This is a genomic window from Acidimicrobiales bacterium (assembly GCA_036378675.1).
GTDB lineage: Bacteria > Actinomycetota > Acidimicrobiia > Acidimicrobiales > Palsa-688 > DASUWA01.
In genome coordinates this window covers 43,248-68,511 of record DASUWA010000023.1, presented here as the reverse complement: position 1 = coordinate 68,511, position 25,264 = coordinate 43,248, and the positions used below count along the sequence as shown (strand labels likewise).

The window sequence follows — 25,264 nt, the reverse complement described above, 5'->3', positions numbered from 1 at the left end:
GCGGCGCGGTGGAGATTTTCAGGGAGTTCACCTTCGAAGCAGCCCATCGGCTCCCCCACGTACCCCCGGGCCACAAATGTGCGCGCCTGCACGGTCACTCCTATCGGGTAGCGGTCCACGTGGAAGGACCCGTTGGGAGCAATACCGGTTGGGTCCGTGACTTCGCGGACCTGTCGTGCGCGATGGAACCTCTCCTCCGCTGCCTGGATCACTACTACCTCAACGAAATCGAAGGGCTCGACAACCCCACCAGCGAGGTCCTCGCCAAATGGATATGGGACCGGCTCCGGCCGGCCGTCCCCGACCTCTCCCAAGTCGTCATCCGCGAGACGTGCGCGTCAGGGTGCGTGTACCGAGGCGACCTTGACGGGCCATGACCGAGAAGTGGTGGTCCTGGCCAGCGGAGGCGTCGACAGCGCCATACTCCTGGCCGATCAGGCCGCGCGCGGCAACGTCGTGCATCCCGTCTATATCCGCTTCGGACTGACGTGGGAGCAGGTCGAGGAGGCACATCTCCGGCGCTACCTCGGCTCGCTTGCGGACCGGCCCGGCATTCGGTCGCTCACCGTCCTAGAGCTTCCCATCTCCGACGTCTACGGAACGCACTGGAGCGTCTCGGGGACCGACACGCCGGATGACACCACTGCTGACGAGGCCGTGTACCTGCCGGGACGCAACCTGCTGCTGCTGGCCAAGACCACCGTTTGGTGCGCACTGCACGGGATACAGCGGATTGCCCTCGGGACACTTCGAGGCAACCCGTTCGCAGACAGCAGCCACGAGTTTCTTTCTGGAGTCGCCCGCCTGGCTGGAATGGCACTCGACCACGAGCTCGAAGTGGTGACTCCGTTCGGCGAAATGACCAAAGCCGAGGTGCTGGCTATCGGTCGCGACCTACCTCTCGAGCACACGTTCTCCTGCGTGGCGCCCGTCGGCGACAACCATTGCCAGGCCTGCAACAAGTGCGCGGAGCGACGCAAGGCCTTCGCAGAGGCGGGCCTCGAAGATCGGCCCACCTACGCTTCGGGCTGAACATGGGCCGCACCTTTATCGCCCCGGTGTCCTACGGGCTGGGGGACCTAGTGGTCTCCCTTCCTGCGATCCAAGCCCTCATAGACAGCGACCAGCCGGTGTGGCTGGTCGCGCGGGCATCCTCCCAACGGCTCCTCGCCGAACGGATCTCCGGTCTGGCAGGCGTCGTAGAAGAGGCCGAGCTGACGTGCGGTCCCGGTGACCGGATCGTCGACCTGCGTGATCATCCGCTCCAACGCGACTTCTGGTGGGGATCGGCTGCGTTCGAGGCGCAGTTCGGTCGACTCAACATCAATGACATCCTCGAGCGCATCTGCGTCGATTTCGGGATCGAGGCCGACTTCAGCCGCCCCAGGCCGCTTCGCGCAGATCCTCGCTCCGATCTGAGCAGCACCGTGCTGCTGGTCCACGAGACGGACGGCGCCCACAAGGTCTGGCCGGCCCGCCATTGGAAGGCCGTGGACGCCATGCTTCGCGCCGAAGGACACGACACCGCCATGGTCCTCAAAACGGAGGGGTCATCCCCAGCAGGCATTCCCGGACTGGTAGCGCCCACGCCGGCGGTCGCGGTCGACGTCCTGTCTGCGTGTCAGGGGGTGATCGGCATCGACACCGGGCTCACCCACATTGCGGTTCAACAAGGAACACCGACCGTCACCATCTGCAGGCTCAACTCTGTGTACATACGGCCGTGGACGCACAGCGCGGCGCTGCGCGGAGACGCCTGCACCGACTCGTGCCTCGACGCCGAGACCAGATACGCATACAACGAAAGAGTCAGCCTTCGGAACTTTCAGCCACGGCCGCGGGTCTGCCCCTCGAGCTCACCATGCCTGGCGGCCACCCGACCTGACGACGCCGTCGCACTGCTTCGGGAGCTCCTGTGATCAACGGGATCTTGCACAGGGCCGTCGACTCGGCCGCCGACACCGGCGTGCGCAACAGCCAACCGGAAGGGATCGGCCGGGTCGTCGGCCTTGGCGACCTGGTCTGCTGGAACAATCTTGGGCGCAACGTCGTCTTTGCGGACACGTCTCTGCGCCCCCTGGCCGTCTTCGGCACGACACTCTTCCCGGGCGATGACGAGCCGTCCCAGTACGACCTCGACGTGCACGCCATCCTCGACCTGCCGGAATTCGGGCTCCTCGTGGTCCTGAACCACTTGGGAACCGTTCGCGCCTTCCGGCGGGCCGACCTTCTGGGTTACACCGGCTGTGGTCTCGTCGAGCCATCTGCGAATTGGTCTTTTATGGCGGACGTCGAGCGAACCGTCGCGGTGACCGGTCGCCTCGTGGGCTCGGCACCACGATCTGATGGCGCGATCGGCGTCCTCCTCACCGGACCCCTCGACACGGTTGCCGACGGAGCAGAGATTCCCGCCAAGGCTGGTGCGAAGGCGTTCGGCGAAGTGACCGCTCTCGGGGTCGTGCCCTCCGACGGGGATCCGCTCGTCGCCATAGGAGGCGACGGACATGTTGCTCTAGTTCCGCTGGCCGGCGGTCAGGTGGGGAGGCCCCGGTGGGAGGCGGAGGTCGAGTTTCGGGTCGCGACAATCTCCTGGCATGGCGGGGCGCTGTGGGCCGTCGGGCCGAGCCGGGGCGGCGCGGCCGACGACTACGACTGGGAGCAGCTAACCGGAGGCGGATTCGCCGCTTTGGATCCAGCGGACGGCAGGACCGTCGTGCGCGGGCCGATGCCGGACGACGTCGCATGGGGTACCGGCGGGGTGGCCGCGACGCCGATGGGTCCGCGCTTGGCTGCTGCCGGCCGCACGGGCTCTCTGCATCTGGTGGATCCTCGCAGCGGCGTCAGTCAGTGCTCGAGCGCACCGCTGGCCAGCGCGTCCCTGGGGATCGCCCACGTGGCGGAGGTGGGCGGCCGGGTGTGCTGCGGATTCAATCGGGGAGGGTACCGGCTTCACTCTTTTTCCGAGGCCGGCGCTGCGGACGAAGCCCCGTAGAGTTTGAACGACTCGTAGCGAACGAACCGGCGGACTCCCGTGGACAGCTCGTCCATGTAACGGTCGAATGCGGCGGACAAGTCGGCGACTTGTGAATCGAGCGCAGGGATCCACTCGGCAAAGGCCGGGTCGCGCGCGGACGCGGTTGCAGTTCGAGCCCGCCTGATGACCAGCACCGACAGGCGGTCAAGAACCATGCCAGGGCTTTCGGTCGCGACGGGAGCCGAAGCCGGCTGGTCCAGGATGGCGTCTATCGCGACATCGATTTCCTGTACGAGCCGATGGCGGCGGACGTTGAGCCGGTCGATCTCCCGCTTTGCGCCGGCGACGACTGAGTCGTTCGCGCCAATGACGCGAGTCGCATCCTCCAGATCCCACTGACGCAGATTGGATCCCACCAGATCATCGACGAGCCTGGCCCAGCCCAACCCATCGGCCTGCGCTGCGAACCCTGATACGCCCCGCTCCCCCATCACCGTCCGCTCCATGCGGGCAACGAGATCACCCGCCCTCGGTAGCGCCCTCGCAGAAGTCACGGGCCGGTCCGGTCGTCAAGTCCCCCGCGATCCACGGGTTCGGTGTCCTGCCCTTGTAGGTAGCGCAGGATCGTCCGGGACACGAGCGAACCGTGACCCAGGGCATTCGACACCCGCCAGTAGGAACCGCTGACCACATCGCCGGCCGCGAACACGCCGCGACGGGAGGAGCGCAACTCGCCGTCCGTCCGGACGAACCCCCTGCGATCCAGGTCCACCTGGCCACGGAAGGGCTCGGTGCACGGGCGCCGAGAGATCTTGACCACCAAGCCACCGGCGGGCACCGTCCTGCGCGCGCCCGTAGCGTGGTTCATCAATACGACTTCTTCAAGACGTTCACCACCGCTAACCGAGTCGACCTCCCACCCGGGCAGATCTTCGATGCGCTTCTCGGCGCGCACCCCAGCGGCGATGTCGTGCCTGGCCGACAACGACTCGGCGCGGTGAGCAAGGATCACCGAGGACCCCTTCGAAGCCAGAAACAAAGCGTCGAGGGTTGCGCTGTCGCCGCCTCCGATCACCACTACCGGCCGCCCGGCGAAGTGGTCCGGATCGTTCTCAACGTGGTAAGTGACATCTCCTCCGAAAGCGCCCTCGACGGCAACGGGTAGATGCTCGGGCGCACTCCCGCTGGCGATTAGCAGCGCTCTACCCCGAACCCGTCGACCGCCCGCCTCAACCCACCCTTCTGCGACGTTGGCGGCTGTTACGGCGTGGTCGGTCATTACCCGATCGGCAAGGTCCTCGGCGCTGGCCTGCAGGCCCGCCTGCAGTTGAGGCCCGTTCGCGTAGCGACCGGTCGCGACGTTGCGGACCGGGTGGTCGATCTCGACCAGTTGGCCGCCGAGCACTGGGCGGGCTTCGAGCAAGACGACGTCGAGCTGTATGTCGTGACACTCGAGCGCGGCGCTCACTCCGGCCGTTCCGCCTCCGATGATCACCAAGTCGTGTTGACGTTCGGACATCCTGCGATCCTCCGAAATGGTATCCCGGGAATCCTGTTCGGTTGTTAGTGAACTCATCCACGAATGGCTGCAACTACCTCGAGAGCCGAGCCGAAAGAGACCGAGCCGAAAGAGACTTCCGCAGCACGTCGCCGCCGGAGATCAAGGTTGAGGGGCGCCGACAGGCTGGTCATCCAGTTGTGCGGCTACTGCTTCCAACGCTTGGGCCGCCTTGGCGAGCGTGCCAGGAGGGATGTGGTCGAGGACCCGACCGCGCACGCTTGTTAGATGTGCCGGCCATGCGGACCGGAGTTTGCTCAGGCCCTGAGCCGTCAGCTCGGCGAGGTTGCTCCGCCCATCAGCGGAACTAGCTCGCTTTACTACCATCCCGTGTGACTGAAGGCCATCAACTAGGCGCGTCGTCCGGCTCGGAGACAACCCAGTGGCGATCGCCAGATCGGACATTCGCAGCTGCCGGTTAGGCGCTTCAGATAGGTTCATGATGACCGTGTACTCACTGGCCGTCAGTCCGGCAGCACGAACCATGTCGTCATGCAGGAGCCGAGGCAAGCTCAAGACGATGCGCATTAGCGACCGCCAGAACATCTCTTCAGTGGGGGTCATCGGCTCAAGGTTCGCCACTTCGGCTCGAGCATAACTTGCTTTTAGGAGCAATAGTTGGATAAGGGCAGCGCTGCTATTCCGCGCCGATGGTCGGGAATTGGCGAGCTAGGTCGGCTCGGGCGGCATCGTCGAACTCGACACCACCAGCTCGGATGTTCTCGGTCAGATGTTGGCGCGTCCTGGTGCCGGGGATAAGAAGGACGTTAGGTGCCAGGTCGAGCAGCCACGCGAGCGCGATTTGGGCCGGAGTCGCGCCCAGCCGCTCACCCAGCTCGGCAACAAGCCGACTCGTAAGGATCTCGTTCTGAACACCACGCGGCCAGCCCAACGGGCAGAACGGCACGAAGGCGATGCCGCGCGAACTGCATTCGTCCAGGACGTCGGAAGAGCGCTGATCGGCCAGGTTGAACAGGTTCTGGACGCAGACAACATCCGTCTGGTCGAGAGCTCTCCGAAGGTGGTCTATCGATATGTTGCTCAGCCCGATACCGTCGATCAGTCCTTGATCTCGAGCCTCGGTGAGAGCGGCTAGCTGCGCATCGAACCGCTCGCCTGGTCTGGATCCGTCCATTACTCGCAGGTTCACCGCGGCGATACGCTCGACACCGAGCGTTGTCAGATTCTCTTCGATGCCGGCCCGCAGTTGTTCCGGCTCGTCGTACTTCAAGACCGCGCCAGTGTCATCGCGTCGAGCCGCCACCTTGCTCACGATGGCCAAGTTCCGAGGGTACGGGTAGAGCGCCTGGCGGATCAGTTCGTTGACGACAGCCGGCCCGTAGTACTGAGCGGTGTCGATGTGGTTGATCCCACTCTCGACGGCGGCTGCTAGGACCCGCAAGGCTTCGTCGCGGTCTCGGGGCGGTCCAAAAACGTTGTCGCCGGCGAGCTGCATCGCACCGTATCCAATCCTGTTCACCCTCCATTGACCGACGGCGAACGTCCCAGCGGATTCGAGGTCTGCTCGCGGGCCGGTCACGTCCGAGTACGTCCGAGTGCGCCCGGCCGCCCGGTCCATTGATGGCTCGTTTGCGGCCCGGATCCCCGGGCCATTGGCTTATGACCCACCGTAGGTTGGCACTACTGCTCCGCTCACAGGGCCCGCCGCATCGCTGACCAGGAAGGCGATGACGTCGGCAATCGCCTCGGGCTCGACGGCACCGACCAGCATCTCGGGCGGGAACATCGCCTTGTTCTTGGCAGTTGCGATGATCTGCGGGGCGATGACGTTGACCCGTATTCCGCTCGGGCGCAGCTCGACGTCGAGGGTACGGACGAGGTGGACCAGAGCGGCCTTGCTCACTCCATAGGCGGCGTAGCCGGCGGTGGGTTCGATCCCCTGGCGGGCTGATACGTGGACGATGACGCCCGAGCCCTTTTGTTGCATGTGAGGCACCACGGCCTGAGTCAGCCAAAGCGCTGTGCCGACGTTTACGTCCGTCAGCTGCCTCAGGGTCTGCGGTGTCACTGACAGAGCGTCGCCGGCCTCGAAAGTGCCGATCGTGTTGACGAGAACGTCCGGCGTGCCCATATCTGCTGCGATGCGGTCCACGAGCGGTCCAGCCACGCCCGGGTCGGTGGCATCAGCCACCTCTGTGTTTATCCCATCTGGAAGCTCTTTAAGCCCAGCTTCGTTCCGGTCTACCGCGACCACGGTCAGCCCGCCCCCTCGTAGAGCCAGAGCTGTCGCCTGGCCGACACCGCTACCAGCGCCGACGACGATTGCTATCCGATTGCTCATGATCGAACCCTCCTCTGTGAAACTCAGCCACGGTATCACTGCTTGCACAAGCAAATATCTACTCCTACAATTCGGTTCATGTCAAGGTGCTTGTTGTCGTCAGAACGGTGAGCTGCTCTGATGGCCAAGGCTGACCCGCTGAGCACGACCGAAGAGGAGTTCTGGCGTTCGCTTATGCGGATCGTGCTGACGATCCCTCGCCACCTGGATGATCATCTGGTGCGGGCCACTGGCATCAATGCAAACGAGTACCAGACGCTGGTCTCGCTGTCCGAAGCTCCCGACGGTGAGTTGCGGATGACCGATCTCGCCAACGCCACTGGTTTATCCGGCAGTCGTATGACTCGTTTGGTCGACGATCTTCAAGCGCGCGGCTTCGTCACCAAGCGCGCCAGCGCTTTGGATGGCCGTGGCAACGTGGCCAGCTTAACTGTGGCCGGTCTACGGAAGCTGAAGGCGGCCAGGCGGGTCTACATCTCCAGCGTCAGGGCTCTTGTATTCGATCACGTCGACCGACCGGCCACGAAGGACGCTGCCGACGCCCTGTCCGCGATCGCCAGTCGACTACAAGACCGGCACTGAGAAATATTGCTTGCACAAGCATATAAACTCGCTATATGTTGGCCAAAGACGGAATGAGCACAACAGAGTGAAAGGAAGGAACATGGCTACGAAGGATTTGGGCGTCTGGACAGCGGATGATTGCGCCCTGGTGCTCATCGACTACCAGTACGAGATGTTCGAAGTCATCCGCTCGGAGACTGGAGCCGACATGGTCGAGCTAAATGCCCGACTCCTCGCGAGGACCGCGAAGGCCTTCGGCATGCCCATCGTCCTGTCGACGGTGGGCGTTGGGTTCGGGATCAACGGGCCTACTCTCCCGTCAATTCTTTCCGAGCTCGAGGGGATCGAGCCAATCGACAGGTCCTCGATGAACGCGTTCGAGGACAAGGCCTTCCGCGACGCAGTGAAGGCCACAGGACGGAAGAGACTGGTCATCGGTGCGCTTCACACCGAGATCTGCCTCACGTTCGCTACCGTCCAGGCACTCAAGGACGGGTACGACGTGTTGTACGTGGCTGACGCCGTCGGCGGCCGCTCGCAGACCGCACATCGCACTGCCATCGAACGGTTGGCGCACGCCGGGGCGGTTCCCACCACGGCACTCGGGGTGACTACTGAAATGTTCCGGGACTGGGCCGGGCCGATGGCTGGGCCGGCTCTCGACGTCATCTACTGGTACTTCACGGAAGCCCCAAAGATCACGGATCTGGTGGGTGTGGCAGAAGCGGAGAAGAAGGCCGCCGCGGCACACGGAGCGCAGTGACATGTCTGGACGACTGGAAGGACGAGTCTGCGTCGTCACGGGCACCGGCGGAAGCATCGGGCGGGCCACCGCTTTAACTTTCGCCCATGAGGGGGCATTCGTAGTGGGGTGCGACGTACTGGTCGAGCCGGCTGAACGGACAGTGACGATGGTTCAGGCAGCCGGTGGCCAGATGGTGTCGCTGCAGCCGAGTCGACTCAGCGATCCCACTGAATGCACCAGACTCGTTGACCTGGCGGTCAGCGAATTCGGCCGGATCGACGTCCTGTTCAACCTCGCAGCGAAATCCCACTTCAGCCCGCTCGAGAAGTTCACCGACGACGAGTGGGACGCCGCCCGCAGGGACGAGGTTGACCTGGTCTTCTACCTCACCCGGGCTGCGTGGCCGCACCTGAAAGCCAGCCAGGGCGTGGTTTTGAACATGGCCTCGTTGAACGGGTCTCTCGGTTTCAAGCTCCTGCCATCGCTGGCTCACATGACCAACAAATCGGGAATCATCGGGATGACGCGCCAGCTCGCTTTGGAAGGCAGCGAGCACGGGATCCGCGTCAACTCGGTCTCGCCGGGATTCATCGAGACCAACTCGACCCGAGGAGAGCTCGAGGACGAGGAGTTTGGCCGCCGGATGCGCGAGAGGACCCTCCTAGGTCGGTTCGGGCAGGCGGAGGACATTGCAAATGCTGCCCTTTATCTCGTCTCCGATGAAAGCGCCTACGTGACAGGCGTTGACCTCGTGGTCGATGGCGGAATGAAGGCCTGGTGACCGCGGCGACGGTCCAGACGGAGGGAGGAGCTATGGCCAGCGGCGACGCATCCGCATCACGGGCGCTTGCGACTGAGAAAGGCCGCCGTACGTCGGGTTTCTGGACCGTGGCGTTCGCCTTTCTCATTGTCATGGCCGTCGCGACACTGCCGAGTCCCCTGTACGGCCTCTACCGAACGCGAGATCACCTCTCGTCGCTGACGATCACGGTCGTTTACGCGATCTTCGCGGCGAGCACTATCGCCACCCTGCTGGCCGTTCCTTCCATCGCAGCGCGCATCGGTCGGCGGGGAGTCATGCTCGAGTCCGTGGCGACGATGATGGTCGCGGTAGGTGTGCTCGCCGCGTGGAAAGCCCTACCGGGACTGATTGTCGGACGGCTGCTCAGCGGGGCGTCGGTCGGCCTCGCTGCCGGCACCGCCATCATCTATCTGCTCGAGTTACGCCTCCGAGCCGACCCCGACGCGTCCCCGATCCGGGCGCGCAACATCGGAACGTCCGTGAACGTAGGCGGCCTGGGACTCGGTCCGTTGATTGCCGGCGCCCTGGCCCAGTGGGGGAAGCTGCAGCTGACCCTCCCCTACCTCGTGTTCATCGTCCTCGGGGCGATCGCGTTGGTGAGCTTGTGGGTCGTACCCGAGACAGGTGTGCGAACTCCCAAAGCGACAGCTCCGACGCGTTCGAGGGGTTCGAGTTCGGCGAGGCTGCCGATCCCAGCAGCCGCCGGGACCGCTGCCGCCTTCTCCGCGAGCGGCCTGTTCGCGGGGCTGTCCGGACTGATCCTCGGCACCACCCTGCACCATCCGTCACACGCCCTGTCCGGGGCGACCCTGTTCCTCGTGTTCTCTTCAGGAGTGGTGTCCCAGGTGGCCACGACAAAGCTGCCGGCACCCCGCGTGCTCGCGGTGGGTACCGTCTCGATGCTGGCAGGTCTCGTCCTCCTAGTGGTTTCAGTGCGTCTCTCGACCCCTAGCCTGGCGTTGTTCCTCGTCGGGGGCGCCCTGATTGGCGGGGGTGCCGGAGCGGTATTCAAAGGGACCACGGGAATCGTCCTCGAAGCAAGCGCCCCTCAAGACCGGCTAGCTATGACATCGGCGCTGCTCATCGCCCTCTACGTGGGACTTTCCGTTCCCGTGGTCGGAGCCGGGATCGCACTCAACCAGAAAGCGGGCGTCCCCAACACGGTGCTTGCCTTCGCCATCTTTGTTGGGGTTGGAGTGACCGTCTCAGGCTGGTTGCTACTAAGCCGTCGCCGGCCGGGCAAAGCCGTCAGGAACCAGCCACCGCGATGACCGGGAAGGCGAAGCGCATCACGGGAAGCAACTCGCACCCGAACGGCGTTGAACGGCAGGACAATGTGAAGGCAGACGTCGTGCCTCAGGGAGGATGACCGTGGCTACCCAACACCGAAAGCGAGCCGCAGCTGCCGATCCTGAGGCACGCGAGTACCTCAAGCAGGCGGACCCGGTCCTCGGGAAGCTGATCGACGCGAGGCCGGACTTCCGTCCCCGCGCGTGGATGGAGGAGCTTCCTCCGCTAGACGCCTTCGCGTCGCTTATCTTCGGTATCGCCGGCCAGCAGCTCTCCGTCGCCTCCACCCGAGCGATCATCTCGCATTTAGAGGACCACTTCGGCGGCCACATGCCCTCGCCGGCCGAACTGCTCGCGGCCGACGCGAAAGTCCTGAGGGACAGCGGCTTTTCGGCTCGCAAGGGCGAGACCATACGAGCTCTCGCGGAGAGGTTCGTCGACGGACGGCTAAGCGAAAAGGCGTTCGCGCGTATGACCGACGAAGAGGTAGAAGCCGCGCTCACCGAGGTCCCCGGGATCGGGCCCTGGACAGCACGCGGCTTCTTGCTGATCGCCCTGGACCGGCCCGACGTGTTCCTCACCGGCGACCTGGCTCTCAGGCACACCATCCAGCGAGAGTACGGGTTCGACCATTTGCCGACCGACGAGGAGTTGGTCGAGCTCTCGGATCGATGGCGGCCGTATCGGAGCCTGGCCGTTAGCTACCTGTTCGCATCGGAATACCAGGGATAGGAGTGAACAGGGGGGCGTTGTCGTCGAATCACCTTCCCCGACAATCCGATCGGTAGCCTTCCGATGTGGGACTGCTAGAGGGAAGGGTCGCCATCGTCACCGGTGGCGGCGGGGGGATCGGCGCAGCTACGGCTCGGACATTGGCTGCGCAAGGAGCGCGGGTCGCAGTCTTGGACATCGATGGGCCACGAGCCGATCTTGTCGCGGCAGAGATAGAGTCGACAGGTGGAGCTGCATGCGTGATCCACACGGATCTTTCCGACGAGGTGTCCGTCCGGGCGGCGGTCGCTGAGATCGGAAGGCGGTTCGGCCGGATCGATGTGCTCCACAACAATGCTGCCCTGACCGACTCGGACTTCCTCTCCCGAGACACCACCGTGATCGAGCTCGACGTCGAGGTGTGGGATCGGACGCTGAACGTGAATCTCCGTAGTCAGATGCTGATGTCGAAGCACGTCGTCCCACACATGGTGGCCGCCGGCGGGGGCTCGATCATCAACATGTCGTCGGGGGCCGCGTTCCGTGGTGATCGGACCCGTACCGCATACGGCGTTTCTAAGGCCGGCGTTCACGCCTTGACCATGTACACCGCCACGAGCCATGGAAAAGTTGGTGTGAGGGTCAACACGATCGTGCCTGGACTGATCATTACCGACGCCGTCAAGGCCCACCTAACACCGCAGATGCTGCAGGGGTTGGGTCGCGCCACCCTGACGCCATTTGTGGGTACGCCGCAGGACGTGGCTGAGCTGGTGCTGTTCCTGGCGTCGGACAAGTCCCGATACATCACAGGGCAGACGTTCACGATCGACGGGGGGATGTCCGCCCACGTTGACAGCTCCGACAGGTGACCAGGCCGAGCTTCAGACCGAGATGGGATGAATGGACGTATCGGCAGGTCCGGCGGACCGCTGAAAATGCTATTCTCGGCCCGCCGGAAGAAATGAGGTTTTCGTGCCGCGAATCGAGCCAATTCCGCTAGACGAGCTCGCGCCGGAGCCCCGGCGCATCATCGAAGAAGGCGTTACGAGCGGGATGTATGCCACTCCGATCCCGTTACAGATTTTCGCCTACAAGACGCAGCAGATCTTGATGACGCATACGGCGAGGAGCGTGTGGGGGCAGCAGTCGCTGCTCGGCGGGAGGATTTTGGAGCTCTTGCGGATTCGGAGCGCGCAGCTGGGTGAGTGCCAACCGTGTATGCAGTCGCGAAAGCACGAGTCGATCACCGATGAGGACGTCGCGTGCCTGCTGGCGCCCGGACAGGGTGAGCTGACGGAACAGGAGCGATTAGCGGTGCAGTTTCTGGACCTGCTGTCTGCCGACCATCACGCCATAGACGACGACGTGTACCGGGAGCTGAGCGAGGTATTCACGGCGGCCCAGATCATCGAGCTCGGGTTCGCGTGCGCCAACTCGATGGGCCTGCACCGGTTCATCCACACTCTTGACGTATACGGCTCGAGTGATCCCGTCATTCGGTTCAGTCCTGACCAGATCGACAGCGTCAACGAGGATGCCAAGGACCGCGTCGAACAGGTGGACCCTTCGTGACGCAGAAGATCCTCGTCACGGGAGCCACCGGACTGGCAGGTGCCAACATTTGCCGTCTGCTCAGGGAGCGGGGCGACGAGGTGCGAGCCCTCGCCCGAGCCAGCGCGGATACATCGCCCCTCACCGCACTTGGCGTGGAGATCGCCACAGGCGACATCACCGATGCGAAGGACGTCAGGCGGGCCGCGGCTGGTTGCGAAGCTGCCATCCACTCGGCGGCGTTGCTCGGCGGAGCCAGCCAGAACCTGTCTGATTTCGAGGCGGTCAATGCCCGCGGCACCAAGCATCTGCTGGACGCGGCGGAGGCGGAAGGATTGGGTCGCGTGGTTGCGGTGAGCACCAGTACCTTTTTCGACACATTCGGCAGCGTCGAGCGCGAAGACGCACCGCTCTTGAAAGAGACCAGTTCCGATCCCTACACGGTCACCAAGATGGCAGCCTTCAAAGACGTCATGGCCCGAGCGGCGCGTGGCATGGACGTGGTCAGCGCTCACCCTGGCGCTATCTTCGGTCCGTCGCCCGTAGTCAGCAACGCGCTAGGGATCACCAGCTTCAACCGTGTCTTGTTGTCTGCTCTTCGGAAGCGCATCGAGCGGTACCTGCGTTTCCCCGTGAGCTGGGTTTATGCCGAAGATGTGGCGAGAGGCTGCATCCTCGCACTGGACAAGGGTGTGGCAGGTGAGCGATACATGCTCGATGGCCAGCCGGACGACGTGGTTAGCATCGCCGAGGCCTGCAATCGCATGTGCGAACTCGCCGGCCTTGAGCATCGCGTGCTGGACGTGGCGCCCTCAGACGATCCCGAAGTGGTAGCCGTGTTCGGTCCGACCCTTCTCGCCATCGCCGAAAAGGCGGCCAGGGGGACCACGGAGCGTACTCCCCTGCAAGAAACGAAGACGTGGAAACGGCTGGGCTACGACCCGATCAGCCTGGACGCGGGCCTGCGACGGACGTCGGCATGGCTGAAGGAGATAGGGAAGTTTCCCTGACTGCCGAAGGTGAAGCCTCCGCCATGTCACGCCCGCACCTAGTTTCCCTGGCCACGTTGCGGGACTTGAACCTTACGCAGCGAACCGCCCCGCACGGCGGGGACGGTTGCTGCCATGGGTGTGATTAGCTCGCATTGACTGTCGGCAAGGATCCTTCAACACGCCGACGGGCGAGGGGATGGGCTCAAAGCGCCTGAACGTTGGCTGCTTGGAGGCCTTTGGGGCCCTGGGTGGTTTCGTACTCGACCTTTTGGCCTTCTTCGAGGTTGCGGTAGCCGCTGCCGGAGATGGCGCTGAAGTGCACGAACACGTCCGGGCCGCCGTCGTCTTGGGTGATGAAGCCGAAGCCTTTCTCCCCGTTGAACCACTTCACGGTGCCGGTTGGCATGGGATCCCCTCCTTTCTTCGCCTGAATCGACCCGGGGGGTTGCTCGGATCACGGCGTGGCTTGCGAAAGCCAGAGGGAGATCGTTCGATGCTTTTAACCCTCAGCAATAACATTATCGCCGCGCGGTCCCGACGGGCTCAGCAGCAGGTCTTGCGATAGGGTTCGTCTCTGGCGCTTGTCGGCAGCCACTGACTGCTCCCCATTCGCTAAGACCCGATTTCCCTCGATGGTGGGGGCACGTAGAGGAGCAGGATGGCACGCAATCCCAAGACCACTAAGAAGGCGCCAAGCCGCAAGCCCCGCCACGCGGAGGGCAAGGGCCGCGTTCGGCGCGGGCGCCCTAAGGTGTGCCGGTTCTGCGCAGAGGACTCACCTTGGGTGGATTACAAGGACGTGAACCTCCTGCGCCGGTTCATGAACGACAGGGGCCGGATCAAGTCCCGGGGAGCGACGGGCACGTGCGCCCAACATCAACGTGATGTAGCGGCGGCCATCAAGACGGCCCGGGAACTGGCCCTGTTGCCTTACGTTGTGCGCACAACGGCCGGCGATACCGCCGATCGGCGGCCTGGCGGTCGGCGTGGACAAGATCGGGCGTCAGGATCGAGCGAGGCGGCATCACCCGATGTCGGGGAAGGTGGACCGAACAGCGGAGATGCTCAGTCCGTTGACCAGGAATTGGTGGACGACGCCGCTGAAGAATCAGAGACGGACAACGCTTCTGACTCTCCGCAGTCCGTCGGCAACCAGACACTGGCTGCAATTCCCTAGTCGTCAGGCAGCGCGGCTACGTCGACGCTGCGGCCGTCCGGTACGGGTGGCCCGATCAGCTACTGGCTTCGCCTTTCGCGTAGCGGGGTCTTGACTGCGAGGCCGGTTGGTACCTCTGGGACGGCCGGCGCTCTTCGATGGCTCTCGCCGCGAATCCGACACGTTATGCGCTGCGGCTGAGGCGGTGTGAGCGACGGCGCCCTGTGTGGCCGGCGCGCCGCGTGGTGCCTCGGGTGTGCCCGTGAGGGCACTTTTCGGCGAGATCGGGTAGCCGACTGCCTTTTGCAGGACCCGCGCAGGTGCAAGATCGGCAGGGGTTACGAACGAGATGACCACACCGTCGGACCCGGCTCGGCCGGTACGCCCGGATCGGTGGAGGTAGTCCTTCGCCGTGGCAGGCAGGTCGAAATGAATGACGCAACTGACGCCGTCGACGTGGATTCCTCGGGCAGCCACATCGGTGGCAACAAGGGCATGGGCACGCCCGCCCGAAAAGGCACGCAGCGCCCGCTCCCGTTGCGACTGGGTCCGGCCGCCGTGGAGAGTTGCCGCTTTGACTCCGGTTGCAATTAGTTGTTTGGTCACCTTGTCAGCGCCGTGCTTGGTACGGCAGAAAACGACGGTCGGACCGTGCGCGGCAACAAATCCGGCCGCGAGATCCACGCGATCCTCCCGTCGGGCGTCGATCCAATGGTGAGCGATCGTCGACTCCTGCTGATCGGTCTCGACCGATACCTGCACCGGCGCCCGTTGATATCGCCTGACCAACTGGTCGACGTCACCGTCGAGAGTGGCGGAGAACAGGAGGGTCTGTCGGTCGGGGCGAACCTGATCGAGGATCCATTTGACATCGGGCAGGAAGCCCATGTCGGCCATGCGGTCCGCCTCGTCTATCACCACGATCGATACCTCGGCCAAGGAGATCGCTCCGCGTGCGATCAGGTCCTTGAGCCGTCCTGGGCAGGCCACAGCCAGGTCGACGCCGCGGCGCAACGAGTTGAGTTGCGCGGCAAATCCGACACCACCGTAGAACGCTGCGACCCGCCGGCGGCGATCGCTCCCCATCAGTTGAGTCATCTCTGCTTCGATCTGCCTGGCCAGCTCACGCGTAGGCGCAAGGATCAGCGCACGCGGCGCTCCTGGGCGACCCCGGCCGACTCTGGCGGCGACCGGAACCCCGAAGGCGATGGTCTTGCCCGACCCCGTCGGAGCCCGACCGCAGATGTCGTCGCCGGCCATGGCCGGAGGGATGGCCGCAGCTTGAATAGGAAACGCCGAACTGATGCCGCGAGCGCGTAGGTCACGGACGGCTTCGGCGGGTACGCCGAGGTCGGCGAAAGATGAAGACAACTGAAGACTCCTGAGTTAGACGACCAGCCGCTGCCACCCCAAAAAGGAAACGCGGGATCGCCGTGAGATGGAACTGCGAAGGTTAGCAGGCGCCATCGGCTACCAGCCCGCGCCCCTCGTACACCGGCTGCACGCTCCAGGCTCGGGCAGCTCCGCAGCGTGCTGGGGCATGAGCGACACACACCGGTCGTAAGCTGACACCAGGTTACGGCAATAACGGGCGACCCGTTCCGATCAAACAGTTTCTGGTCACCAGGGCGGTGAGCCGGTTTTCGTCCAAATCGTCGGTACCTACTGGCCGCAACGGGAGCACCAGGTAGCGCTGCTCAGCGGTCGAGTCATGGACTCGAAGTTCGACCTCTGGCCCAATGTCCATGCCGAACTCGGCTAGAACGACGCGCGGTTCGCGCACGACGCGGCTTCGATATTCGAAGCTCTTGTACCACTGGGGAGGATTTCCGAGTAGCTCGCTCGGATAGCACGAGCAAAGCGTGCAGACGATGACATGGTGAAGGGATGGCGTATCTTCCAGAACGGCGATTGGCACTGTCAGAGTATGGAACTGGGACAGAGTGTTGACTGGATCGGCAAGGAGCCCGGCCCGGAAGCTGGGATCGGTCCACGCGCGGGCCACGACTCTGGCACCGAGTGCCGGACTTGGATAATCGCCCGAAGCTGACTCGGCCCTGGCGATGGCGGCGTCTACGTCGTCGGGATCGATATGGCCATGCTCACGCAGTTGGCGTTCCACGATTTCGGTTCGCTGTGCGGGAGTCAGGTCGCTCACGGCTCCTCCAGGTCGCGCTCGGCTACGTCCGCGGTCAAGGTGTGATCGGCGCCAGCCCCGAACAGTTCTCTCCCGGCGAAGGCAAGGGTGTAGACCAGCTCGGGCTGACCATAAACCCCTTTCTCCGCGGACTCTCCCGGGTTGGGCCAAGCAAATGCGATTCGCTCGACGCGACCGACGTGGCCGCGGAGGTAGCGAGGCACCCGCGTATGTCCGGTCGTGACCGGGTTACCAACCCGGACCACTGCGCCGGGCTGGAACCGACCCGACCATGTCGGCGTGACCGGCGATGGGCGCTCGATCACTGGAAGTCGGTCCGAACTGTCGAGGAGTCCCTGCTCGGTAGCGAGCCGTTCGACAGCCCACAACCATCGTTCGTAGTAACTGGCAGCCAGATAATCACCGGGCGGCATCTGCTCGATGGTGTATCGGATCCTGTCGGTCGTGGTGCCCGGGCCGATCACGGCACGCACCATTCGCCAAACTCGGCCCTCCCACGGTTCGTGAAATACCGGTTCGGCTTCCTCGATCGTGACCGGGCCGAAGCCGTGCATACCACCAAGATCGTGCATGCCATCCACGCCCCGAATTATCGCGCCGCTCCAGGTGGCGCCCATGGTTGGCCGAGCGGTTAAGGCTAGCGATCGAAGGCGCCAGGCGGGCTAGCTTCACTGTGGGGTGTCTGGTATGGCCGTATACCTGCGACGAGGTGGATCGTGAGCCTCCCGCGGCCGGTGAGTTCCTTTATCGGTCGGGACAAGCAGGTAGGAGAGATCACCTCCTTCCTTACAGGCGGCGCCCGTCTGTTGACCTTGACCGGTCCGGGGGGATCAGGCAAGTCACGTGTTGCGATCGAAGCGGCGGCCACGGCCGACACGTGGTTCGACGGGAGCGTGTTCTGGGTTGGCCTGTCAGCGTTGAGGGCGCCCAGCCTCGTTATCGAGTCGTTAGCACGGGTGGTCGGCGCCGAGACCAAGGAAAGGGTGGCGGCTCATATCGGATCACGTTCGATGCTCGTGGTCTTGGACAACTTCGAACAGGTGATAGACGCCGCTCCTGAGCTGCTCGGTCTCTTGGAGTCGTGTCCGAACCTACGCGTACTCGTCACAAGCCGAGAGCTGCTTCGAGTTCGAGGAGAGGTCGAGTACGCGATCCCTCCTCTGGAGGATTCAGAGGCAGTGGAACTGTTTTGTTCTCGGGCTCGAGTGTCTTCCGGCGAAGCTGTCACCGAGTTGTGCCGCCGCCTCGACAAACTGCCCCTCGCTTTGGAGCTAGCCGCGGCACGTACTCGTGTCCTTTCACCGACGCAGATCTTGGGACTGCTCTCCAAACGGCTGGACCTATTCAAGGGGGGAAGGGCTCTCGAGCCCCGTCAACGGACTCTGCGAGCGACAATCGAATGGTCGTGCCAGCTACTCGAGCCAGACGAGCTGACTCTCCTTTCGCGCCTTGCGGTGTTCGAGGGGGGATGCACGCTTCAGGCTGTCGAGGAGGTAACCGATGCGGATGTCGATTTGTTGCAATCGCTGGTCGACAAGAGCCTGCTGCAGCATGGTGGCGAGCGGTTTTCGATGCTCGAGACGATCCGGGAGTATGCACTCGAGCTTCTGTCGGCTGGCGGCGAGGACGACGAAATCAGATCGCGCCACTTGAGGTGGTGTGTGAGTTTCGTCGAAGAGTCGGAGCGGGAGCTCGTCGGGCCGCAGCAGAACGAGATCTGGTTGCGGATGCAGGTCGAGTTTCCCAATCTGCGGGCGGCCTTTGCTCGCACCATCGCCACCGGCGATTCCGAATCCGCGTTGCGCCTGGTCGCTTGTCGAAGGGTCTCTCAGGCTGTTCAGGGGCCCGTCGCTGAGCGACTTGCCTGGGTCGAGGCGGCTCTATCGCTGCCTGGTGAGGTAGATGTCTTGCTGCGTGCAAGGGCTTTGAGGGAACTCGGCGACATGCGCCGACTGGGGGGAGAACTAGACCAGGCCCGGATCGTTCTAGGAGAGGCGCTTGCCATCCAGCGCCGGCTCTGCGATGAGGCCGAGTCGGGGCATACCGCATTCTTACTCGGTCGACTGGAGTCTGCCGCCGGTCGGAGCGAACGCGCCTACGAAATCACTGAGGCGGCTGCGGACGTCGCTCGGAGGACGGGTGATCGACAGGCGCTTGGTGAGTCGTTGGCACAGCTGGGAGAGATCGTGTACGACATGGGGGATCCGCAGCGAGCTCAGCCCGTACTCGCGGAGGGGTTGGGTCTGGCTCGAACCAGTGGTGATGTGCACAGCGCCGCGAACGCGCTTCTGGTCCTTGGCATGATCGAACGGGACGACGGACGTATTCGTGAGGCACAAGGTCTGTTTGATCAGGCCCTTGAGATTCAGAGGGGACTGTCTGATTGGAATTGCGTCTCCGTGTCCCTCTCCCTTCTCGGAGATCTTGCGCTGAGACGAGGTGCCCCTGACCGGGCGGCGGCCCTCTGGACGGAGAGCCTAGAGCTGCAGGGAAGCAGGGGGCAGTGGTACCGGGCCTTAGACTCCCTGTGGGGTTTGGGTCTGCTCGCCGCTGAGGGTGGACAGGTGCAGCGGGCGGCGAGATTGCTCGGGGCGGAAGACCGTCTCCGGAGGGATGCCGGTACGCCATTTCGGCTCGGAACGGCGAGCCGTCGCGACTCCGCGCGGCAATCGCTACGCGACAAGACGGACGAGGCGACGTTCACTCGCGCCTGGCAAGAAGGACTCGGAATGGATCGGGCCGAGGCGCTGGCGTATGCGGCGGACGCATGTCAATCCGACGTCTCGGATTCGCCCGAAGAGCCAGCCCTCGGGGAATTGAACATCCTTCGTGCCGAAGGCGACTACTGGACGATCGTCTTCCAATCGGGAACCTTCAGATTGAGAGACAGCAAGGGCCTTCATTTTCTCGCCCACCTGTTGAAGCATCCCGGGCGAGAGTTCCACGTGCTCGATTTGGTCACGATTGAAAGCGGCGATACTCCAACCCGGACAGCGGCACGACGATCCCTTCGCAATGTCCAACGCCACCGGGACGGCAACGTTTCGCCTCTGCTAGATGAGCAGGCCAAGTCGAGCTACCGGGCCAGGCTGCGCGACCTCGAAGAGGAGCTCAACGAAGCTACGGACTGGGCGGACCCCGCTCGCGCGTCACTAATTCGCGGAGAAATGGACTTCTTGACCTACGAGCTGACCGCTGCTATGGGCCTCGGCGGTCGGGACCGCAACACCGGCTCAGCCGCCGAAAGGGCCAGGGTCAACATCACCCGAGCCGTCCATTCGGCGTTGGCCCGGATCCGTGAGCACAGCCCACCTCTGGCTGACCATCTCGATACCACAATCCGAACCGGCACATACTGCGCCTACATGCCCGACCCGAGGGCCCCAATTAGCTGGCGCACCTGAAGCTGGCGTGCTTGTTCAGCCATTTTGAACAACCGTTCGAGCCCAAATCACGCCTTTCTGGTGTCGGCGCCGCCGACCCGAATCCGAAAGGCTGAACCATGACAAGCATCCTCCGCCCAGTCGTCAGTGTCTACCGTCTCGCCGCCACCACGTTCATGGCGGCGATCATCATTTCCATCACCCTGGCAGTCCTGCTCAATTTCGAGACTCCGAACGCGACCGCCAGCCGCTCTGGCCACGCGGACCCCACCTTGTGCGCAGCATTCGCCAACGCCACGGCCGGAAGCCCGGCCTCGTTCCGTCTAGCCGACGAGATAAGCGCGCACGGCGGCTGCTGAGAACCTTCGCTACAGCAGCAGGGGAAACGCCGAAGCACCTGCACGGCGGCCGTCAGCGTCGAACCGGGTAGCGGAGGTGAAGCGCTCGGGTGCCTTGCACTACGACCGGGTCTTCGAGCATGACGTGGCCGCCGATAAGGTCTCCGAAGTAGCGGATACCGGTGCCGAACAGCACAGCCACCTGGCTGATGCACAGTTCGTCGACGAGGCCGAGGCCGAGTGCCTGCTGGATGATGCTGGCGCTGGCGATCGTCACGAACTTGTCGCCGGCCAGTTCCTTCGCCGTAGCGACGGCCTCCTCGAGGTCGCCGGTGAAGGTCGTCCGCGGGAACCGCGTCGCAGCGTTCTTAGGCGGCGGCCGGTGGGTCACGACGACCACCGGCGCGCCCACCGGGTGGTTGTCGCCCCAGCCTTCGGTCTGATCGAGTGAGTCAGTATCTTCGCCATGCTCTTATGACTCGGCTGGAGCCGCTGAGTCATCGGTCGATAGTCGATGGTCTTCCGGCATCGCGGCAGTCAGCTCTGCTTGAGTCGGGAGCTCAAGTGGTCGACTTGTGCCTTCAGGCGGCGCACTTCGTCTTGTAGTTCGAGGATGTGTTTGATTCCGGCGACGTTGATCCCGGTCTCGACCAGTTCGGCGATCTGGCGCAGCTTCTGAACGTCATGTCCGCTATAGAGGCGGGTTCCGCCTGCAGTGCGGTCGGGATCAACCAAGCCTTCGCGCTCATAGACGCGCAGGGTTTGTGGGTGCAGCCCGCACAGCTGGGCAGCTACCGAGATGGCATATACACCTTGTGCTGCGTCAGGCCAGTCCATCACCGCATCCCCAGCCAGGGCCAGATCGCTTCCATCAACCGGGTGAGCTCAACGGCTGTGGCCGATGAGAGATTGCTCCTTGCTTCGGCGGGACGACCGATGTGCACGGGCCCGGCGACCAATGGCGCCGAGCCGAGGGGGAGGGCGTCACCGCCGAGCACCACCGGTTGGGTCGTGGCGTTCCAACCGGCGGATCGGCGCAGGCGGATCGACACTGCCGCTTGGGTGGGCCGCGCCTGGAAAGCGGTGGGCTCTCGGCGTGCTCGGTCGTAGCGGGCCCGCCGCTCGGGACTGCTGAGGACCTCGTAGGCCTCCGTGATCTCATGGAATCGCCGCGAGGCGTCAGGGTCTTCGGGGTGGGCATCGGGATGCACGTCGTGCGCCAACTTTCGATAGGCACGGCGGATCTGCTGGGCAGTCGCCTCGGGCGGCACCTGAAGGCGCCGGTACATCCGATCACCACTGCATGGATCAGCTGGCATAATCTAAGTCGCCTCTTGCAGATTTCTGATGATCAGCTATCATAACAGTTGTCTCCTAAGGAGCAAGAGGAGGCACAGAGTCAGCGGTGGATCAAGTGTGAAAGAAAGGAGAAACTCCGCCATGCTGATGCGAACCGACCCCTTCCGCGACCTCGACCGGCTTACCCAGCAGTTCTTCGGCACCGCGACCCGCCCGGCGGCCATGCCTATGGACGCCTACCGGAAGGGAACCGATTTCTACGTACATTTCGACCTTCCAGGCATCGATCCCGACTCGATCGACCTAACCGTCGAGCAGAACGTGCTTACGATCCGGGCCGATCGTCCCCAAGTCTCGGTCGACGGCGCGGAGATGATCGTCAGTGAGCGGCCAACCGGGTCGTTCTCCCGCCAGCTGTTCCTCGGTGAGACTCTCGACGCCGACGCGATCGAGGCCGACTACCACGCCGGAGTGCTGACCTTGACCATCCCGGTGCGCGAGGCGGCCAAGCCCCGCAAGCTGTCGATCACAACCAGCGACGCCGACAAGCAGCTGGCAGCCACCGCGTCGTAGATAGCCAGGCCCGAGCCGCTGGTGTGTCGGAGCTGTGATGGAGACGACACGGAGTGGATTCAGCGAGTCGCAGCGGGCTGGCCTCGAGGTTCGCCAAGCCGACCAGGACCGAACCCTGGCTGGTATGCATCGGCTCGAGGCCATGCTGGCTGCGGCCGCTCCGGGCCGTGAGCAGGACTGGCGCGCCGGCGTGCTGGCCGCTTTGGCGGCTCTCGACGACGCTACCGCCGAAGAAGCCGATAACGCCGGGTCACCCGATAGCTTGCTGTCGGATCTGGCCCGAACCCAGCCTTGGCTTCGAAACCGGGTACGAGGGGTGCGCCTTAATTACCAGCAGCTGCGCGGCGCGCTCAGCTCGGTTAGAGCCGAGTTGGAGGGAAGTACCGGAACGGCAGACTACGCGGATGTCCGCCAGCGGCTCGGTTGGATCCTGACCGGGCTGCGCCATCAGCGAGCCCGGGAGTCCGATCTCATCTACGAGGCCTACTACGACGCCTTCCGCACAGACCTGATCGCCGAGTCGCTCCGAGCCGATGATCGGCCAGAGCAGCCGGGCGAACATCACCATCAGTAACAGAACAACGGCTTCGCCGGAAGCGCAAGATCGAGCGTCATGCCGCCCATCGCGTCAAATGCTGGCGGGATGTGGCGCCTGTCCCGGACCCGACACCCACGGAGCAACCCGCAGGCGCTTCCCCTTCTGCGCGGGTCTCCTCCGGGCCCGGCAGCTGGACTGGCCGGTCAGCAGCAGGGTGCTTGGTTCTTGAAGCCCCGGGCGATGCCGGATGAGCGTCTCGGTGCCACCGCGGTCCGGTTGAAGTACAAGCGACCGGACAGCGGCCGCTATCCGCTGAGCAGGTCGTGTGGGTTCAACTCGAGCGTGGGGTGTCTCAACTTGGCCATCGCTCGGGCTTCGATCTGGCGTATACGTTCGCGGGTCAGGTTGAAATGGGCACCGACTTCGTCAAGGGTTCGGGGCTCACCGCGGTCGAGGCCGAACCGGAGCTGGAGGATGACTCGCTCCCGCTCATCGAGAACCACGAGCAACTTGGCCACCTCACCGGCGAGAAGCGACGCGGCGGCCGCCTCGAAAGGCGACGCGGCGGAGCGGTCTTCGATGACGTCACCGAGCTCGGAGTCGCTCTCGGCCCATGGCGTTTCGGAGAGTGATACTGGCTCGCCGGCGTAGCGGATGATCTCGATCAGCTTGTCTTCGTCCAACTCGAGGTCTTGCGCCAGCTCAGCGATGGTCGGGCGGCGGCCGAGTTTCGCCTCGAGCCGGGCCCGGGACTTGGAAACCCGGTTCAGGAGATCCCCGGCATGAACTGGGAGCCGCACCGTGCGCCCGGTGTTGGCGATCCCTCGGGTGACGGCCTGGCGTATCCACCAGGTGGCGTAGGTCGAGAACTTGAAGCCTCTTCGCCAGTCGAACTTCTCCACCGCGTGGATCAGACCGAGGTTCCCTTCTTGAACCAGGTCCAACAGGGGCAGCTGGGAGCCCTGGTACTTCTTGGCGATGGACACCACCAGCCGCAGGTTGGCCGTGACAAAGGTGTCGGCGGCATCGTCTGCTTGGCGGACGAGGCGGCGCAGCTCGCGTTGTCGCGACGGGGTCAGCTCTTCGTTTCGGGACAGTTCAACCCGGGCATCGCGGCCGGCTTCCACCGTCTGAGCCAACCGGACCTCATCAGTCCTGGTCAGCAGGGCGTACTTCCCGACGTCGTTCAAGTAGAGCCGAACGAGGTCCTCGTCGGGCTGGACAGCACGCTTGTTGAGCACTCGTCCTCGTCTCTAGCTGTTGTCGAGACACTGCCCAAACGAAGAGCGGAAGGTGTCCAGCGTTCATAGGCTACTTGATCGACCCTCCCTCCCAGAGCGGTCGGTTCAAGGGTTCCCGCTCTGGCCGACGCGACCACGGGTCGCGAACTTTCGATCACGTATCCAGACTGCTAGGTCTGGTCCCTGCGGGTTTGTCGCGCCGGTGTCGTGACAAAAGAGATACCCTGGACTGCCAGGTCGGGAATGGAACCCTGCCGGTTTACGGCTGAGCCCTCGGGGCTTTGGAGGTGATCCCGCCGTGTCGGACCTGTCCGATGTATCTGAGCCACCCGAAACAGTCGACGAGAAAGTTCTACGCCTTCGAGGCGAGGGCCAACCGTACGCCCGCATCAGCCGAGACCTGGGTCTTGACCGACGCGCTGACGCCCAGCGAGCTTTCATGCGGGCGCTGCGCCAGCTGCCGGACTCGGACGCCACGCGGGTCCGGGCGGAGGAGATGTCACGCTTGGACCGCTTGGCCGAGCGGGTTCGCGCCGACACCAGCAGGAACGAAATGGAGAGGGCCCGACAGCTGAAGACGATCGAGCGAATGCGAACCCAGGTCGGCGAACACAGCTGAAAAGTTGGAGTCGGACGCGCGACCGATCAGACGGTAGCGGTGACAGAGCGGTCCATTCGGTCCCAACGGTCCGCACCACGTAGGGAAGCAACGCCAACTCGCGGGCGGTCTTGACAGCTGTGGCCACGTCGCGTTGACGCTGGGCGCAGATGCCGGTCGCCTTACGGGCCCGGATCCGGCCTCGATCGTTGATGAACCGCTTGAGTAGACCCACATCCTCGTAGTCCACCCGGGTCGCGTGCCGTTGACAGAAGACGCAGAACTTCCGTCTACCCCGCCGGGGGCCCCCGCCGGTGGCGGCCGGTTTGGGCCGACGGTCTTTGCCCTTCTTCTTCTTCATCACTTTCAGGTTGCGCGCCATCGGCTACAGTGGCCGGCGAGGGTAGCTGCGATAACGAGATTTCCCTCCGGCCCGTCCAGGGCCAGGCCACGACTCGTGTGATCCCCGAGTCGAATTAGGCCAGGAA

At 64.0% G+C, this 25,264-nt stretch carries 30 protein-coding genes and 2 pseudogenes; 18 read left to right on the top strand and 14 right to left on the bottom strand.

What is annotated here, in order from left to right:
* The first annotated feature begins 8 nt into the window (after window positions 1-8).
* From queD to VFZ97_08720, 4 genes are read left to right on the top strand one after another with little or no spacing between them, the layout of a single operon-like run.
* A complete protein-coding gene (queD, locus tag VFZ97_08735) occupies window positions 9-377 on the top strand; it encodes a 6-carboxytetrahydropterin synthase QueD (GenBank protein ID HEX6393513.1) in 369 nt (122 codons plus the stop codon).
* Window positions 364-1,032 carry a 7-cyano-7-deazaguanine synthase gene (locus VFZ97_08730; protein ID HEX6393512.1) on the top strand — a complete coding sequence of 223 codons (669 nt, stop codon included), beginning with the start codon at window positions 364-366 and terminating at the stop codon, window positions 1,030-1,032. The genes queD and VFZ97_08730 overlap by 14 nt, the downstream gene beginning before the upstream one ends.
* 2 nt (window positions 1,033-1,034) lie before the next feature.
* Complete coding sequence (locus tag VFZ97_08725) at window positions 1,035-1,919, top strand: glycosyltransferase family 9 protein (protein HEX6393511.1); 885 nt, start codon at window positions 1,035-1,037, stop codon at window positions 1,917-1,919.
* Window positions 1,916-2,992, top strand: coding sequence for a hypothetical protein (locus VFZ97_08720; GenBank protein HEX6393510.1), 1,077 nt, complete (start codon window positions 1,916-1,918; stop codon window positions 2,990-2,992). Before VFZ97_08725 ends, VFZ97_08720 begins: the two co-directional genes overlap by 4 nt.
* On the opposite strand, the gene VFZ97_08715 is transcribed toward VFZ97_08720, so the two are convergent.
* The 5 genes from VFZ97_08715 to VFZ97_08695 form a co-directional block, all read right to left on the bottom strand.
* Window positions 2,950-3,480 carry a DUF4254 domain-containing protein gene (locus VFZ97_08715; GenBank protein HEX6393509.1) on the bottom strand — a complete coding sequence of 177 codons (531 nt, stop codon included), beginning with the start codon at window positions 3,478-3,480 and terminating at the stop codon, window positions 2,950-2,952. The genes VFZ97_08720 and VFZ97_08715 overlap by 43 nt on opposite strands.
* Window positions 3,481-3,524: 44 nt before the next feature.
* The gene (locus VFZ97_08710; protein HEX6393508.1) at window positions 3,525-4,493 is read right to left on the bottom strand and encodes an NAD(P)/FAD-dependent oxidoreductase; all 969 of its coding nucleotides are present in this window, start codon (window positions 4,491-4,493) and stop codon (window positions 3,525-3,527) included.
* A 141-nt stretch (window positions 4,494-4,634) separates the two neighbouring features.
* Window positions 4,635-5,096 (bottom strand): MarR family winged helix-turn-helix transcriptional regulator, encoded by a 462-nt coding sequence (locus tag VFZ97_08705; protein ID HEX6393507.1) that lies wholly within the window; start codon window positions 5,094-5,096, stop codon window positions 4,635-4,637.
* A 73-nt stretch (window positions 5,097-5,169) separates the two neighbouring features.
* A complete protein-coding gene (locus VFZ97_08700; GenBank protein HEX6393506.1) occupies window positions 5,170-6,111 on the bottom strand; it encodes an oxidoreductase in 942 nt (313 codons plus the stop codon).
* A 39-nt stretch (window positions 6,112-6,150) separates the two neighbouring features.
* A complete protein-coding gene (locus VFZ97_08695) occupies window positions 6,151-6,834 on the bottom strand; it encodes an SDR family oxidoreductase (protein ID HEX6393505.1) in 684 nt (227 codons plus the stop codon).
* A 120-nt stretch (window positions 6,835-6,954) separates the two neighbouring features.
* Between VFZ97_08695 and VFZ97_08690 the strand changes: the two genes are divergently transcribed.
* From VFZ97_08690 to VFZ97_08655, 8 genes are all read left to right on the top strand, one after another.
* Window positions 6,955-7,416, top strand: coding sequence for a MarR family winged helix-turn-helix transcriptional regulator (locus tag VFZ97_08690; protein HEX6393504.1), 462 nt, complete (start codon window positions 6,955-6,957; stop codon window positions 7,414-7,416).
* 82 nt (window positions 7,417-7,498) lie between these two features.
* Window positions 7,499-8,161 carry an isochorismatase family protein gene (locus tag VFZ97_08685; protein ID HEX6393503.1) on the top strand — a complete coding sequence of 221 codons (663 nt, stop codon included), beginning with the start codon at window positions 7,499-7,501 and terminating at the stop codon, window positions 8,159-8,161.
* 1 nt (window position 8,162) lies between these two features.
* Window positions 8,163-8,924 (top strand): SDR family NAD(P)-dependent oxidoreductase, encoded by a 762-nt coding sequence (locus VFZ97_08680; GenBank protein HEX6393502.1) that lies wholly within the window; start codon window positions 8,163-8,165, stop codon window positions 8,922-8,924.
* Window positions 8,921-10,216, top strand: a complete 1,296-nt coding sequence (locus tag VFZ97_08675; protein ID HEX6393501.1) for an MFS transporter — start codon at window positions 8,921-8,923, stop codon at window positions 10,214-10,216. The genes VFZ97_08680 and VFZ97_08675 overlap by 4 nt, the downstream gene beginning before the upstream one ends.
* A gap of 100 nt (window positions 10,217-10,316) precedes the next feature.
* Window positions 10,317-10,967: a DNA-3-methyladenine glycosylase 2 family protein gene (locus VFZ97_08670; GenBank protein ID HEX6393500.1), complete on the top strand. Its 651-nt coding sequence runs from the start codon at window positions 10,317-10,319 to the stop codon at window positions 10,965-10,967.
* Between the two features lie 65 nt (window positions 10,968-11,032).
* The gene (locus VFZ97_08665; GenBank protein HEX6393499.1) at window positions 11,033-11,818 is read left to right on the top strand and encodes an SDR family oxidoreductase; all 786 of its coding nucleotides are present in this window, start codon (window positions 11,033-11,035) and stop codon (window positions 11,816-11,818) included.
* A gap of 103 nt (window positions 11,819-11,921) precedes the next feature.
* Window positions 11,922-12,521, top strand: coding sequence for a hypothetical protein (locus tag VFZ97_08660; GenBank protein ID HEX6393498.1), 600 nt, complete (start codon window positions 11,922-11,924; stop codon window positions 12,519-12,521).
* Complete coding sequence (locus tag VFZ97_08655) at window positions 12,518-13,510, top strand: NAD-dependent epimerase/dehydratase family protein (protein ID HEX6393497.1); 993 nt, start codon at window positions 12,518-12,520, stop codon at window positions 13,508-13,510. The genes VFZ97_08660 and VFZ97_08655 overlap by 4 nt, the downstream gene beginning before the upstream one ends.
* Before the next feature lie 184 nt (window positions 13,511-13,694).
* Here VFZ97_08655 and VFZ97_08650 read toward each other — a convergent pair whose 3' ends face one another.
* Window positions 13,695-13,898 carry a cold-shock protein gene (locus tag VFZ97_08650; protein HEX6393496.1) on the bottom strand — a complete coding sequence of 68 codons (204 nt, stop codon included), beginning with the start codon at window positions 13,896-13,898 and terminating at the stop codon, window positions 13,695-13,697.
* A 252-nt stretch (window positions 13,899-14,150) separates the two neighbouring features.
* On the opposite strand from VFZ97_08650, the pseudogene rpsR (VFZ97_08645) reads away from it, so the two are divergent.
* A pseudogene (gene rpsR, locus VFZ97_08645) lies at window positions 14,151-14,426 on the top strand (30S ribosomal protein S18).
* 246 nt (window positions 14,427-14,672) lie between these two features.
* Here the strand turns inward: rpsR (VFZ97_08645) and VFZ97_08640 are convergent.
* From VFZ97_08640 to VFZ97_08630, 3 genes are all read right to left on the bottom strand, one after another.
* Window positions 14,673-16,019 (bottom strand): DEAD/DEAH box helicase, encoded by a 1,347-nt coding sequence (locus tag VFZ97_08640; protein ID HEX6393495.1) that lies wholly within the window; start codon window positions 16,017-16,019, stop codon window positions 14,673-14,675.
* A gap of 205 nt (window positions 16,020-16,224) precedes the next feature.
* A complete protein-coding gene (locus tag VFZ97_08635; GenBank protein HEX6393494.1) occupies window positions 16,225-16,806 on the bottom strand; it encodes a nitrile hydratase subunit alpha in 582 nt (193 codons plus the stop codon).
* The gene (locus VFZ97_08630) at window positions 16,803-17,378 is read right to left on the bottom strand and encodes an SH3-like domain-containing protein (protein ID HEX6393493.1); all 576 of its coding nucleotides are present in this window, start codon (window positions 17,376-17,378) and stop codon (window positions 16,803-16,805) included. Before VFZ97_08630 ends, VFZ97_08635 begins: the two co-directional genes overlap by 4 nt.
* 144 nt (window positions 17,379-17,522) lie before the next feature.
* Between VFZ97_08630 and VFZ97_08625 the strand changes: the two genes are divergently transcribed.
* Both VFZ97_08625 and VFZ97_08620 read left to right on the top strand, forming a co-directional pair.
* Window positions 17,523-20,210, top strand: coding sequence for a tetratricopeptide repeat protein (locus VFZ97_08625; GenBank protein HEX6393492.1), 2,688 nt, complete (start codon window positions 17,523-17,525; stop codon window positions 20,208-20,210).
* A gap of 98 nt (window positions 20,211-20,308) precedes the next feature.
* Window positions 20,309-20,548 carry a hypothetical protein gene (locus tag VFZ97_08620; protein HEX6393491.1) on the top strand — a complete coding sequence of 80 codons (240 nt, stop codon included), beginning with the start codon at window positions 20,309-20,311 and terminating at the stop codon, window positions 20,546-20,548.
* A gap of 52 nt (window positions 20,549-20,600) precedes the next feature.
* On the opposite strand, the gene VFZ97_08615 is transcribed toward VFZ97_08620, so the two are convergent.
* From VFZ97_08615 to VFZ97_08605, 3 genes are all read right to left on the bottom strand, one after another.
* Window positions 20,601-20,939 carry a dihydrofolate reductase family protein gene (locus VFZ97_08615; protein ID HEX6393490.1) on the bottom strand — a complete coding sequence of 113 codons (339 nt, stop codon included), beginning with the start codon at window positions 20,937-20,939 and terminating at the stop codon, window positions 20,601-20,603.
* 125 nt (window positions 20,940-21,064) lie between these two features.
* Complete coding sequence (locus VFZ97_08610) at window positions 21,065-21,364, bottom strand: helix-turn-helix transcriptional regulator (GenBank protein ID HEX6393489.1); 300 nt, start codon at window positions 21,362-21,364, stop codon at window positions 21,065-21,067.
* Window positions 21,364-21,846: a J domain-containing protein gene (locus VFZ97_08605; GenBank protein ID HEX6393488.1), complete on the bottom strand. Its 483-nt coding sequence runs from the start codon at window positions 21,844-21,846 to the stop codon at window positions 21,364-21,366. Before VFZ97_08605 ends, VFZ97_08610 begins: the two co-directional genes overlap by 1 nt.
* Before the next feature lie 121 nt (window positions 21,847-21,967).
* Here VFZ97_08605 and VFZ97_08600 point away from each other — a divergent pair, with 121 nt between their 5' ends.
* Window positions 21,968-22,399 (top strand): Hsp20/alpha crystallin family protein, encoded by a 432-nt coding sequence (locus VFZ97_08600; GenBank protein HEX6393487.1) that lies wholly within the window; start codon window positions 21,968-21,970, stop codon window positions 22,397-22,399.
* Between the two features lie 37 nt (window positions 22,400-22,436).
* Window positions 22,437-22,973 (top strand): hypothetical protein, encoded by a 537-nt coding sequence (locus tag VFZ97_08595; GenBank protein ID HEX6393486.1) that lies wholly within the window; start codon window positions 22,437-22,439, stop codon window positions 22,971-22,973.
* 269 nt (window positions 22,974-23,242) lie between these two features.
* Here VFZ97_08595 and VFZ97_08590 read toward each other — a convergent pair whose 3' ends face one another.
* Window positions 23,243-24,178, bottom strand: a complete 936-nt coding sequence (locus VFZ97_08590) for a sigma-70 family RNA polymerase sigma factor (protein HEX6393485.1) — start codon at window positions 24,176-24,178, stop codon at window positions 23,243-23,245.
* 298 nt (window positions 24,179-24,476) lie between these two features.
* Here VFZ97_08590 and VFZ97_08585 point away from each other — a divergent pair, with 298 nt between their 5' ends.
* On the top strand, window positions 24,477-24,797 hold the full coding sequence (locus VFZ97_08585) for a hypothetical protein (protein HEX6393484.1): 321 nt from the start codon (window positions 24,477-24,479) through the stop codon (window positions 24,795-24,797).
* A 79-nt stretch (window positions 24,798-24,876) separates the two neighbouring features.
* Here the strand turns inward: VFZ97_08585 and rpsR (VFZ97_08580) are convergent.
* Window positions 24,877-25,137 (bottom strand): annotated as a pseudogene (rpsR, locus tag VFZ97_08580) (30S ribosomal protein S18).
* Between the last annotated feature and the right edge of the window lie 127 nt (window positions 25,138-25,264).

What these genes read in the sequence shown, in the direction of transcription:
- VFZ97_08725 (HEX6393511.1), top strand. Translation starts at nt 1,035, where the DNA reads ATGGGCCGCACCTTTATCGCCCCGGTGTCCTACGGGCTGGGGGACCTA.
- VFZ97_08715 (HEX6393509.1), bottom strand. Translation starts at nt 3,480, where the DNA reads ATGGAGCGGACGGTGATGGGGGAGCGGGGCGTATCAGGGTTCGCAGCG.
- VFZ97_08710 (HEX6393508.1), bottom strand. Translation starts at nt 4,493, where the DNA reads ATGTCCGAACGTCAACACGACTTGGTGATCATCGGAGGCGGAACGGCC.
- VFZ97_08705 (HEX6393507.1), bottom strand. Translation starts at nt 5,096, where the DNA reads ATGACCCCCACTGAAGAGATGTTCTGGCGGTCGCTAATGCGCATCGTC.
- VFZ97_08700 (HEX6393506.1), bottom strand. Translation starts at nt 6,111, where the DNA reads ATGGACCGGGCGGCCGGGCGCACTCGGACGTACTCGGACGTGACCGGC.
- VFZ97_08695 (HEX6393505.1), bottom strand. Translation starts at nt 6,834, where the DNA reads ATGAGCAATCGGATAGCAATCGTCGTCGGCGCTGGTAGCGGTGTCGGC.
- VFZ97_08690 (HEX6393504.1), top strand. Translation starts at nt 6,955, where the DNA reads ATGGCCAAGGCTGACCCGCTGAGCACGACCGAAGAGGAGTTCTGGCGT.
- VFZ97_08685 (HEX6393503.1), top strand. Translation starts at nt 7,499, where the DNA reads ATGGCTACGAAGGATTTGGGCGTCTGGACAGCGGATGATTGCGCCCTG.
- VFZ97_08680 (HEX6393502.1), top strand. Translation starts at nt 8,163, where the DNA reads ATGTCTGGACGACTGGAAGGACGAGTCTGCGTCGTCACGGGCACCGGC.
- VFZ97_08650 (HEX6393496.1), bottom strand. Translation starts at nt 13,898, where the DNA reads ATGCCAACCGGCACCGTGAAGTGGTTCAACGGGGAGAAAGGCTTCGGC.
- VFZ97_08630 (HEX6393493.1), bottom strand. Translation starts at nt 17,378, where the DNA reads ATGCACGATCTTGGTGGTATGCACGGCTTCGGCCCGGTCACGATCGAG.
- VFZ97_08620 (HEX6393491.1), top strand. Translation starts at nt 20,309, where the DNA reads ATGACAAGCATCCTCCGCCCAGTCGTCAGTGTCTACCGTCTCGCCGCC.
- VFZ97_08610 (HEX6393489.1), bottom strand. Translation starts at nt 21,364, where the DNA reads ATGGACTGGCCTGACGCAGCACAAGGTGTATATGCCATCTCGGTAGCT.
- VFZ97_08605 (HEX6393488.1), bottom strand. Translation starts at nt 21,846, where the DNA reads ATGCCAGCTGATCCATGCAGTGGTGATCGGATGTACCGGCGCCTTCAG.
- VFZ97_08600 (HEX6393487.1), top strand. Translation starts at nt 21,968, where the DNA reads ATGCTGATGCGAACCGACCCCTTCCGCGACCTCGACCGGCTTACCCAG.
- VFZ97_08595 (HEX6393486.1), top strand. Translation starts at nt 22,437, where the DNA reads ATGGAGACGACACGGAGTGGATTCAGCGAGTCGCAGCGGGCTGGCCTC.